Below are 11,963 nucleotides of genomic sequence, written 5' to 3'. Positions count from 1 at the left end.
TTTGGTTGATGGCCTTTGTTTTGTTTTGTGTTGCTTCCGCCTTTTTTCGATTGTTTAGACATTCGGTATTCCCCCATCCGTCAAGATTGAACATGTTCGTTCTTCTTTAGGATGCCCGGATTTCTTCACACCTTGCCTGGTACGATTTTACGCTTATGTAAAAGCGCATTGAGCTCGCCGCCGAGGATGATCATAATGCCGGTTAAATAAAACCAGATCATTAATATAATAATTCCCCCAATGCTTCCGTACATCGCACTATAGTTGGCAAATTCGCCTACATAAAATGAGAACAGCATGCTAACGAGAATCCAGCCAACAGAGGCAAATATGGCGCCAGGCAGCACAAATTTCAATTTCAGCCTGATATTAGGGGCAAAATAATATAGGGATGTAAAAACAATCAGTAAAATCAGTGGACTAATAATCCATCTCATGGCTGTCCAGATGGTGAGAAACGCATCTGACTGCCCTACTAATTTGGCAACAAATAAGCCAAGTTCTTTTCCAAAGACTGGCAGCATCAAGGCAAAAATAATCGTAAGCACCATCGCAATGGTTAAGATAATCGATGTTAAACGTACGAGAATGAAGGAACGATTTTCCTCAACTTCGTAAGCGTGGTTAAATGCTCTGACCACCGCATTAATGCCGTTGGATGCAGACCAGAGTGCCGCAATAATCCCGAATGACAACAATCCGCCGTTACGGTTATTCAGCGTCTCTTCGGCAATGGATTCAATCATCGAAAGCGCTCCCTCTGGCGCATAACCAGAAATGACGCTTAGAACATCCTTTGATGTCAGCGGCAAATAACCAACAAGCGTCAGCACGAAGATGAGAAACGGAAATAATGAAAGCAAAAAGAAATACGCAAGTTCAGCTGATTTTGCCGGTCCTTCATGCAGCAAAAAGCGTTCAATTAACGCTTTAACAAAACCCATACGCCTCATCTCCAATGATCAATCTTTCTGTTTCTTTTGAAAGTGATCCTTTGTTTCTTCAAAAATCTCTAATACCTTTGGTGTTGTTTCCTTTAACTGATTCACCTGTTCATTCAGAAAAGACAAATCATCTGAGACCGTTCTCATCAATTGCTTCGTTTCTTCCATTTTTTCCTTCACGCAAGCAGACATCTTGCCAGGCTCTAGGCGGTATTCATCCAGCTTTTGCTGGCAGTCATTCCATTTTTCTTTCAGTGCAGTTCTTGTTGGACGATGAAATAATGTCAGCAATATGCCGCAGGCTGCGCCTATAACAGCTCCCCGAAGCACGATTTGTTTGTTCTCTTCCATCTCATCTGATCTCCTTTCAGTTAAAGGTGTTTCTCTTTTTTTACATACGTCAAAAAACGATCAATTCCTGTTTCAATTAAATCATGTACTTCCTCAAAGTTCCCAGTGTAATAAGGATCTGGCACATCGTCTCGATCGTCGTCTTCTACAAAGTCAAGAAGACGGCCAATAAAGTGATGTTTTCCATAGCCGGCTAAACTGTGGAGGGCGCCTACATTTTCAGCATCCATCGCAATGATATAGTCGTATGTGGTGATATCCTTATCCATGATTTGTCTTGCCTTCATTCCTTCATAGCTGATACCCTTTTCATCAAGCAGCTTTCGTGTTCCTTCATGCGGAGGACTGCCTTGATGCCAGCCGCCAATGCCTGCTGAATCAATCACAAAGTGTTCACTCAGCCCTTCGTCTTCAACTCGTTTTCTAAACATCGCCTCTGCCATCGGTGACCTGCAAATATTGCCGAGGCACACAAATAATACATGAATCATCCTTCATTCTCCTCCTATCTTTTCCCTAAGAGTCCCATTGGAAAACCTTTTCTCTATCATATCAAGCCTTTTTTCTTTTGGAAACTTTGCAAGAAAAACTCCCATCGGCATTGACAAATTACACAAAAAAAGGAGAAACTTTAGGAGAATTACACAAACAAAGGGGGACATTAGATGGGAATCATTGAGCAATTTGTCACGACGATGAACAATTTTTTGTGGGGGCCTCCCCTGTTGATTTTAATTGTTGGTACTGGAATCTACCTCACCTTTCGCGTTCTCTTCATTCAAATTAGATTACTTCCTTATTCTTTAAAGCTCGCTTTTTCAAAACAAGACAAAACATCAGAGGGAGATATCTCCCATTTCCAAGCATTAATGACGGCTCTTGCTGCAACTGTCGGTACAGGGAATATCGTCGGTGTTGCCTCAGCTGTCATTGCAGGTGGTCCTGGTGCAGTATTTTGGATGTGGTTTGCTGCATTTTTCGGGATGGCCACCAAGTTTGCAGAAGCTGTTCTTGCTGTAAAATACAGGGTCAAAAACGAAAAAGGCGAAATGTCTGGCGGACCTATGTATTATTTAGAGCATGGCTTAAAACAGAAATGGCTAGGGGTGCTATTTGCTGTTTTCGGTGCCAGTGCTGCCTTTGGGATCGGCAACCTGGTACAGTCTAATTCCATCTCAGGCGTCATGAATTCTACTTTTCAAATTCCAACATGGGTAACAGGTATCATCATTACCGCCTTTACGGCACTCGTGATTTTAGGCGGAATCAAAAGTATCGGCCGAGTGACATCTATTTTTGTACCAGTCATGGCTTTATTTTACGTCATTTGCGGGCTCATCATTCTTGTCATGAATGCTGATCTTGTTCCTGGCGCAGTCAGTCTTATTTTCTCAGATGCCTTTACAGGTCAAGCCGTGGCAGGTGGTGCGATTGGAACCGTTATTCGCTGGGGTGTCGCACGAGGAGTCTTTTCCAATGAAGCTGGTCTTGGATCAGCACCAATTGCTGCTGCAGCTGCGAAAACGGATATGCCTGCCCGTCAAGCTCTCGTCTCTATGACGCAAGTGTTTATTGATACCATCATTGTTTGTTCTATCACTGGCATTACGATTGTCATGGCAGATATGTATTTAACAGAAAAAAGTGATGCGCTGACTTCGTTATCCTTTGCTCACTTCCTCGGTCCAGCTGGCTCAACCATCGTGGCAATCGGGCTGCTCCTGTTTGCCTATTCAACCATCATTGGCTGGTCCTATTATGGGGAGAAATGCTTTACATATTTGGCGAAGGATTCGTACGTCATGTATTACCGCATCGTGTTTGTGATAGCTGTCTTTTTCGGTGCCGTGTTTAAGAATGACTTCGTCTGGGGCGTAGCAGATATGCTCAATGGACTGATGGCCATTCCAAACTTAATTGGACTCATCGGTTTATCAGGTGTTGTGGTGTTTGAATCCAAACGAATCATTGATAAGATCAAAGAGGAGAAAAAGGAAAAAAACATTTCAGTGTCGTCATAATAGCCCTTTTATTCTTTTGCTTTTCTGTTAAAATAGACATATTATTCGACACATGCAGGAAAGGACGTGCCGCCCTTGTCACAGCAAAAAGCGGCTGAAGTCAATCAGCTGATTGAAGACATTTCACAAAAGCTCAATATGCTGAATATTGGAGTCATCAAAGCCGAAGACTTCAGTCCAGATAAGTATGAAGATATTGAATTTCTTCACCAAATGGTGATGAAAAAATCTTCATTCAGCCCAAGTGAAATGCAAGCCATTGCAAGCGAGCTGAAAAGCTTAAGAAAATAATCGTGCACCTGATACTGAATTGCGGTTGACGCCGCTTTCTTACATCCATGCACAGAAAAAGCCAGCACCTCGCAAGGTGCTGGCTTTGTTTATCCTGTCAAAACTACTTATTTTGCGAGCAGTTTTAATGATTCACGGTTAAATGCTGGAATGTCATCAGGTGTACGGCTTGTGACAAGCTGATCCTGACAAACGACGACTTCTTCATCTTTGAATTTGGCGCCTGCGTTTTCCATATCTACTTGAATGGATGTATAGCCGGTTGCGCCTCTTCCTTCCAGCGTCTTCGCTGTAATAAGCAATTGCGGTCCATGACAGATCGCAAATACTGGTTTTTTCTCGTCCATAAAGGCTTTTGTGAATTGCACGTAGCGATCATCCGCACGCAGAATGTCTGGTGAGAAGCCGCCAGGAATCAGAAGTGCATCGAAGTCTTCTGGTTTCACGTTATCGATAGACGCATCGACTCTTACTTCTGCCTCTCCTTGCTTTCCTTTCACTGTTTTTCCTTTTTCGTTTTCAATGACTGTGATCTCATGGCCTGCGTCTTTAAAAGCTTTTGCAGGCTCGGTGAATTCAACATCCTCAAAGTAATCTGTTAAGACAACTGCAATTTTCTTACCCATGTAGAAACCCTCCTGCTTGATTATCGTTTACACTACACACTATACCCCCACCAATTGAAATCAAACATCCTATCCCTATGAGAAAACCCCCTTTCAGAAAAATAAGCATTTAGACTCATTCACATTCCCTTAACAAGGTAATTCGTATGATTTATGTTATCTTTACAATAATCTGCAAAAAATAACTACAAAAGTTAACGAAACATTTCTACAATAGGTATTGTGGTCAAAAAAATTAGAAAGGCGGAGATCAGGTGAAGAATCAAGCACATAGGTCTAAACGAAGGAAAAACCTGTCTATTCTGCTCACTTCCATGATGTTGATTAGTCTCATTCTCCCAGCAGTACCTACTTATGCAGAAACAGAAAGCGGCAGCACCGTAAAGGTCAGTATCTTAGCCACAACGGATGTTCATGCGAACATGATGAATTACGATTACTACAGTGACAAAGAAACAAATGAATTCGGTTTGGCAAAAACAGCCGAGCTGATTGACAAGCACCGTTCACAAAATCCCAATACACTCCTTGTTGATAACGGAGACCTGATTCAAGGAACCCCTCTTGGAGAATACGTTTATAAAAATGAAAAAGACAGCATCATCAATCAAACAAAGGTTCACCCCATTATTCATACACTCAACAAATTAAAATATGATGCAGGTACACTCGGCAATCATGAATTTAACTACGGTTTATCTTTTCTTGATGGTACCATTGCGGGCGCCAACTTCCCGATTGTCAATGCAAACGTCAAAAAGTTAAACGGAGAACACCGATTTACTCCTTATGTCATTCAGGATAAAACCTTTAAAGATGCAAACGGAGCCTCCCAAACTGTGAAAGTCGGTTACATAGGATTCGTACCACCACAAATTATGACGTGGGATAAGAAACATTTAGATGGACAAGTTCAAGTGCAGGATATTGTGGAGTCTGCCAATGAAACCATTCCAGAAATGAAAGCAAAAGGCGCAGATGTCATCGTCGCTCTTGCTCATACAGGAATTGAAAAAACAGCTTCACCTAAAGGATCAGAAAATATGATCTTTGACCTTGCCACGAAAACAAAAGGCATTGATGCGATTGTGTCTGGCCACCAGCATGGCACATTCCCAAGCGCTGAATATAGCGACGTTGACAAATTTGATGTCGCAAAGGGAACCATTAATGGCATTCCTGTCGTCATGTCAAAAAACTGGGGAAGCTACCTCGGAGTCATTGATCTAACGCTAGAACCAGACGGAAGCAACTGGAAAGTCACAGACGGAACAGGCAAAATCGAATCCGTTGCCGGGGTGACATCTCAAAACAGTACAGTGAAAGATGCCATTCAAACAACTCACCAAAACACCCTAGATTACGTCAGAAAGCCAGTTGGAAAAACAGAAGCAGACATTAACAGCTTTTTCGCTCAAGTGATGGATGACCCTTCTATTCAAATCGTGACAGATGCCCAGAAATGGTATGCACAAGAAAAAATGAAAGATACTTCGTACAAAAACTTGCCGATTCTCTCTGCGGGTGCGCCATTTAAAGCCGGTGGACGCAACGGTGTGAACTATTATACAAATATCGCAAAAGGTGATTTAGCGATTAAAAACATCGGCGATCTCTATCTTTACGATAACACCGTACAGATTGTAAAACTAAAGGGCAGTGAAGTAAAAGACTGGCTTGAAATGTCTGCAGGTCAGTTTAACCAAATCAAACCAAATACTTCAAATGAACAGCCTATTTTAAACGAAGAATACCGCTCATATAATTTTGATGTGATCGATGGTGTGACGTACCAAGTAGATGTCACACAGCCTGCTAAATACAGCACAACAGGCACACTTGTTAACGCTAGTGCGAACCGCATCAAAAACTTGTCTTACAACGGAAAACCCGTTTCTGACAATCAAGAATTTTTAGTCGTGACAAACAATTACCGTGCATCTGGCGGCGGAGGCTTCCCGCACCTCACACAAGATAAAGTCGTGCTCGCCTCAGCAGATGAGAACCGCCAAGTGCTGATGGATTATATTATTGAACAAAAAACCATTAACCCAAGCGCAGATCAAAACTGGTCCATTGCACCAGTAAAAGGCGCAACAGTCACCTTTGAATCTTCTCTACTTGCAAAACCGTTCGCAGAGAAATCAAGCAGCGTCGACTTTATTCGGAATGCCAGCACAGACGGACTTGGCGTGTACAAGCTAGCGTTTAAAGATGATGGTACAACAGAACCACCTGCAACAGACAATTGGCATTTAACGGTGATGCATACAAACGATACACATGCCCATCTGGATGATGCAGCAAGACGCGCAACTAAGATCAAAGAAGTTCGCGCCCAAAGCGAAAACAATATTTTATTAGACGCTGGAGATGTCTTCTCTGGTGATCTCTATTTCACAAAATGGCAAGGACTTGCCGATCTGAAACTGATGAACTTAATGAAATACGATGCCATGACGTTTGGGAATCATGAATTTGACAAAGGTCCATCTGTCCTACGTCAATTCCTGACAGGTGACGCATCCAGTGTAGATGCTAAAAACCGTCACCAGTTTGAAAAACCGAACTTCCCGATCGTGTCATCAAACGTGAATGTCTCTAAGGAAAAACAGTTAAGCGACTTAGTGAAAAAACCAGCAACATTTAAAGCTGGTGAGAAAAAAGAAGCTGGCATTTACCCTTACATTCTGCTTGATGTAAATGGTGAAAAGGTCGCTGTATTCGGTCTAACCACTGAAGACACAGCCATTACATCCAGCAGTGGTCCAAACATTCAATTTCAAGATGCATACAAAAAAGCAAAAGAAACAGTCAATACCATTCAAACTGAAGAAAAAATCAATAAAATCATTGCGCTCACACATATTGGCTATAACCGTGATCTAGAACTGGCTCAAAAAGTAGATGGCATTGATCTCATCGTTGGCGGTCACACCCACACCCTTGTTGAAAAATTAAAGGTCATCAATAAAAAAGAACCAACGATTGTTGCGCAAGTAAAAGACTACGGACAATTTTTAGGAAAAGTAGACGTGGCCTTTGACAAAAAAGGCGTCGTACAGCCAAAAGAATCTACTTTTGACCTCATCACGATCGACGACTCTGTGAAAGAAGATGCGGACGCAAAAGCGATTCTTGATCAGTACAAGGCAGATATCCAAGATTTAAAAACCGAAAAAGTCGGGACGTCAGATGTCTTTTTAGATGGACAACGTGAACACGTCCGTGCAAAGGAAACGAACCTTGGAAACTTTATTGCAGATGGCATGTTAAAGAAAGCACAAGAATCTGCTGGGGCTGACCTTGCCATTACAAACGGCGGTGGTATTCGAGGCAGCATTGAAAAAGGAGATATCACATTAGGGGATATTTTAACCGTGATGCCTTTTGGAAACACACTATATGTCGCAGATTTAAAAGGCAGTCAAATTAAAAAAGCGCTTGAACAAGGTCTTTCAGGCATTGAAGAAGGCGGAGGCGCATTCCCTCATGTAGCTGGCATTGAATATACGTTTACACTGAGTAAACCGGCTGGCAGCAGACTGATTGATGTCAAGTTGAAAGATCAAAATGGCAATCTGACTGACATTGATGATCAGAAAACATACCGCGTGGCGACTAATGCATTTGTCGGCACAGGCGGTGATGGCTACAGCGTCTTTACAGAAGCGTCTCATGGTGAAGACTTAGGCTATGTTGACTATGAAATTTTCAAAGAGCAAATTGAACAGGCAGACGGTCATATTTCTCCAGTCATCGACCATCGAGTGAAAGAAGTATTCCTTCCTCGCTTGAAAGGAAAAGGCGCCTATGACATTCAAGATGATGAGAAATTCCAAACGTATGTGCAGCATACGAACAAAGCATTGCTCTATTTAGACAAAGCAACCGAAGCGAAAAAGGTTCAATTGTCTCTATCAAAAGGGCAAGTAGCTGAACTGAAGAAACGAGAGCAAGATCCAAACGTCACCATCTATCATGACAAAGTCGGTCTAGCATTACCGCTCTCCAATTTGTCAGAGCAACATGCAGATATATCAATGGCAAAAACAAATAAGGTGAAAAACGCATTAACCGACACTTACGATTTCCAAATCAAACAAGATCAGAAAAATGTGTCTACCTTTAAAGATCCCGTCACACTGTTTTTTACATTAGATGCGCCTGAAAAAGCGAAAAAACCAGGTGTCTATTATGTCGATCGTGAGAAAAACCGCTATGCCAAAACAAGTAACGGTTCATTCGAAAACGGGATTGTCTCAGGTAAAACGGAGCACTTTAGTGAATACACCGTACTCAATCAAAGTGAAGCTGCTGGAACAGCTCCAGACCAAAATGGCGGAGACGGTGGAACTTCTGCTCCAGGCGGATCGGATCCAAATCAAGATGGAAGCGGCATGCCAGGCGGCACTCTGCCGAATACGGCAACGATGATGTATACAGCGGTATTGATTGGCTTACTCATGCTCGCCTCAGGCGGTATCCTTTATTACTACCAGCGCAAGCGCACACGAAACAAAGTATCATCTTAATCGAAAAGGACAGAGCATTGGCTCTGTCCTTTCAGATTGAGGACAAAGGGCTAAAATGGACTTGATTTTAGCCCTTTGTCTTTTTTTTCAGCGTGATAGAAAACCTTTGCAGTCTAGGAAAGTCGAGCACCGGAGCGGAGCGAATTTGACATTCGTGAGCACCGGAGCACAGATTTGACAACGAATGCGAGGGTTTGTCTACACGCTGGGGACAGAGCTTCGGCTCTGTCCTTTTTTGCATCTCACTATTAATCTTGGGATAAATACATCCAATGACGGTCATCAAATTCTTTCACATCATCTGACCCTATATGACGCAGCATTCTATTAAAGAACGTGATGTCATCTTCATCATCAACGGCATATAAATCCTCTAGAACATATTCTCTCGTAATGAAATTCGTTAAGTTCGTGTTATTCACAAATTCAGCAAAGTACGATTTCACTAGGGTTAAATCTTCTTCATTTAATGTTTCATCACTGATAATTGAAATATGAAACACATTCAAAATCGCTTGAATGTCTTCTTCATCCATATCACATAATGGCTCTAATTTTCTATCTTCTTCCGTAAACGGTTTTCGTGTGTCTTCAATGATGACATAACATAAAATCCTGTGATCTTTCATCACGCTAAAAATTTCTAAATCTCGTAATTTTAATGGTCTATTCAGTCTGATCATTTGTCCTCCTAGAATGTTGCTCTTGTTTCCCTACAACCTGAAATAGACAGAGCCTCGGCCCTGTCTACTTCTCTCTTCTAGCAAAATCCACGAATCTGAAACGATCTAGGCGGTGGCGGCTTTCTGTGTATTGGAATAGACTCGTATCCTCCAAGAACACATAATTCTTCACCACTACCACATGATCAAACCCGTTCAAATCGAGATACCTTTCATCTTCTTCAGTACATGGCTCGACCACAAATTCCTTTTGAGCATAACTAATCGAGACCCCAAGTTCTCCTTCAATATACTCGTAAATCGATCCTTCACAAATGTCCTTAGACAAGACCTGCACATGTTTTTGCAAAAAGTAATCTTTGTCTAAAATGACTTCTTCTCCGCTAATATTGCGAGAGCGAATGACTTCCCAAACGTCCTCCTGCCCACTGATTTTCAGCTGAGACTGAATATACTGATCTGGCTTGATTAAACCGAACTCATGAACCGTTGTTACCGTCTTGCGCCCAAGCGTTTGGGAAAGCTCTTTAAAGCTGACAAGACCCGAAACTGGGAACTGCATTTTCTCTCGGTTCAGCAATACTGAGCCTTTCCCGCGAATTTTTTGGATATAGCCATTTTGCACAAGGATGTTTAATGCCTTTCTCACCGTCTCACGGGATGTGTCATACATGACAGACAGCTCATGTTCTGATGGGAGGATGCCTTTATCCTGCCATTCACCTTGTTCAATTCGTCTTGCGAGCTGATCATAGATCACTCGAAACTTATTCTCTTTCATTTTCCTTCCGCCCCATTTACTAGCGTTTGGTTAAATGATAAACGATTGACTCATATGGGCGCAACGTAAATCCCTTGATATCTGCCGGCACATCCTCATAATTGGACAGCAGGACTTGCCCTTCCATTTCATTGACATCCTTTGCAAGCTCATCTGGAAGTGTAAAGTCCGTCTCGCCTGCATAAAAATGGTTGATCACGAGAATCTTCTCATCTTTGCCTTCTCGGACATACGCAAACACCTTTGGATCATCTGCCAGCAATAAAGTAAAGCTTCCATAGGTGATTACATCAAGTTCTTTTCGAAGTCTGCAAAGAGCTTGATAATGATAAAAAATCGACGTCTCATCTTTTAAGGCAGCTTCTACTGAAATGCCGTTTTGAGCTGGTTCAATCCAAGGCGTACCTTTTGAGAACCCCACATTTTTTTCCGCCGTCCATTGCATAGGTGTCCTTGCGTTATCTCTTGATTTGACCTGTAAAATCGCCAAAGCTTCTTCCTTTGTTTTCCCTTTTTCAAGCATGACTTCGTACATATTGAGTGATTCGATATCGCGGTATGACGAAATGTCCTCAAAGCGAGGATTCTTCATCCCAATTTCTTCACCTTGATAAATATAAGGAGTGCCTTGCATCAAATGAATGGTGGTCGCCAGCATCTTCGCTGATTGCTGATGGTACGTGCCATCATCACCGTATCTAGACACGATGCGTGGCTGATCATGGTTGCACCAAAAGAGTGCGTTCCAGCCGCCGCCCTCATGCATTTTCGTCTGCCATTCTGACAGAATTGATTTCAACTCTAGAAAATCAAATGGCGCAATGGCCCACTTTTCACCGTTAGGATAGTCAACTTTTAAATGATGAAAATTAAACGTCATATCCAGCTCCTGTCGATCAGGTCTTGTATACCGAATGCAGTCTGCAATATTCGTTGAAGACATTTCCCCCACGGTCATGCTATCGTATTTCGAAAACACTTCCTGGTTCATTTCATGCAAAAATTCATGAATTCTCGGCCCATCTGTATAGTACATACGTCCATCACCTTGCACTGATTGCCCGGCATCATCTAAAAAGCGTTGATCCTTTGAAATGTTATTGATGACATCCAGTCTGAATCCATCGATCCCTTTTTCAAACCAAAAGTGCATGATGTCATATACTTTCCTGCGCACTTCATCATGTTCCCAGTTGAGGTCTGCCTGGGTAACATCATATAAATGAAGATAATAGTCACCTGTCTCTTTATCTAATTCCCACGCTGGCCCGCCAAACTTTGACTGCCAGTCATTCGGAGGAGAGCCGTCCGCTTTCGGCTCCTTCCAAATATAATAGTCTCGATACGGGTTCTCCTTCGACTCTCGGGAGGCTTGAAACCACTCATGGAAAATCGACGTATGGTTCACGGCTAGATCCATGATGACACGGATCCCTCGTTCATGTGCTTCTTTCAGCATGTGTTCAAAATCAGCCATTGTGCCGTACATGTCATGTATTTTTGTATAATCACTAATATCATAACCGTTGTCATGCTGTGGTGACTCATACATAGGGGTCAGCCAAATACAATCCGCCCCTAGCTCTTTGATATAGTCGAGCTTTTTCGTCACGCCATTGATATCACCTGTACCAGAGCCTGTTGTGTCTAAAAAGCTCTTCGGATAGATTTGATAGACCACGGATTTTTTCCACCACGGTTCGTTTGTTTGTTGATTCAATTTCCTTCACC

General features: G+C 42.4%; 10 protein-coding genes. 3 read left to right on the top strand and 7 right to left on the bottom strand.

Annotated elements, in window-relative coordinates:
• Positions 1-125: 125 nt before the first annotated feature.
• Genes MHB38_RS03870 through MHB38_RS03860 form a run of 3 tightly spaced genes read right to left on the bottom strand, consistent with a single transcriptional unit; the run spans position 126 to position 1,786 of the window.
• On the bottom strand, positions 126-944 hold the full coding sequence (locus MHB38_RS03870; protein ID WP_046527357.1) for a YihY/virulence factor BrkB family protein: 819 nt from the start codon (positions 942-944) through the stop codon (positions 126-128).
• 18 nt (positions 945-962) lie between these two features.
• Complete coding sequence (locus MHB38_RS03865) at positions 963-1,295, bottom strand: hypothetical protein (protein ID WP_046527356.1); 333 nt, start codon at positions 1,293-1,295, stop codon at positions 963-965.
• A 20-nt stretch (positions 1,296-1,315) separates the two neighbouring features.
• Positions 1,316-1,786, bottom strand: coding sequence for a low molecular weight protein-tyrosine-phosphatase (locus tag MHB38_RS03860; protein ID WP_202734648.1), 471 nt, complete (start codon positions 1,784-1,786; stop codon positions 1,316-1,318).
• A 174-nt stretch (positions 1,787-1,960) separates the two neighbouring features.
• On the opposite strand from MHB38_RS03860, the gene MHB38_RS03855 reads away from it, so the two are divergent.
• Together MHB38_RS03855 and MHB38_RS03850 are read left to right on the top strand one after the other, a co-directional pair.
• Positions 1,961-3,316, top strand: coding sequence for an alanine/glycine:cation symporter family protein (locus tag MHB38_RS03855; protein WP_007496593.1), 1,356 nt, complete (start codon positions 1,961-1,963; stop codon positions 3,314-3,316).
• 75 nt (positions 3,317-3,391) lie between these two features.
• On the top strand, positions 3,392-3,607 hold the full coding sequence (locus MHB38_RS03850; protein WP_008341757.1) for a DUF1128 domain-containing protein: 216 nt from the start codon (positions 3,392-3,394) through the stop codon (positions 3,605-3,607).
• A 107-nt stretch (positions 3,608-3,714) separates the two neighbouring features.
• On the opposite strand, the gene MHB38_RS03845 is transcribed toward MHB38_RS03850, so the two are convergent.
• Positions 3,715-4,233: a type 1 glutamine amidotransferase domain-containing protein gene (locus tag MHB38_RS03845; protein ID WP_007496591.1), complete on the bottom strand. Its 519-nt coding sequence runs from the start codon at positions 4,231-4,233 to the stop codon at positions 3,715-3,717.
• Positions 4,234-4,487: 254 nt separating this feature from the next.
• On the opposite strand from MHB38_RS03845, the gene MHB38_RS03840 reads away from it, so the two are divergent.
• Positions 4,488-8,768 carry a multifunctional 2',3'-cyclic-nucleotide 2'-phosphodiesterase/3'-nucleotidase/5'-nucleotidase gene (locus MHB38_RS03840; protein ID WP_341002473.1) on the top strand — a complete coding sequence of 1,427 codons (4,281 nt, stop codon included), beginning with the start codon at positions 4,488-4,490 and terminating at the stop codon, positions 8,766-8,768.
• 248 nt (positions 8,769-9,016) lie between these two features.
• Here MHB38_RS03840 and MHB38_RS03835 read toward each other — a convergent pair whose 3' ends face one another.
• From MHB38_RS03835 to treC, 3 genes are all read right to left on the bottom strand, one after another.
• Entirely contained in the window at positions 9,017-9,451 is a 435-nt protein-coding gene (locus tag MHB38_RS03835; protein ID WP_058214344.1) for a hypothetical protein, read from the bottom strand.
• A gap of 64 nt (positions 9,452-9,515) precedes the next feature.
• The gene (gene treR / locus MHB38_RS03830; RefSeq protein WP_007496585.1) at positions 9,516-10,232 is read right to left on the bottom strand and encodes a trehalose operon repressor; all 717 of its coding nucleotides are present in this window, start codon (positions 10,230-10,232) and stop codon (positions 9,516-9,518) included.
• Positions 10,233-10,251: 19 nt separating this feature from the next.
• Positions 10,252-11,952 carry an alpha,alpha-phosphotrehalase gene (gene treC / locus MHB38_RS03825; protein ID WP_341002471.1) on the bottom strand — a complete coding sequence of 567 codons (1,701 nt, stop codon included), beginning with the start codon at positions 11,950-11,952 and terminating at the stop codon, positions 10,252-10,254.
• Between the last annotated feature and the right edge of the window lie 11 nt (positions 11,953-11,963).

Source organism: Bacillus sp. FSL K6-3176 (assembly GCF_038003325.1).
Classification (GTDB): Bacteria; Bacillota; Bacilli; order Bacillales; family Bacillaceae; genus Bacillus; species Bacillus altitudinis.
This window is presented reverse-complemented; position numbering and strand designations above follow the sequence as displayed.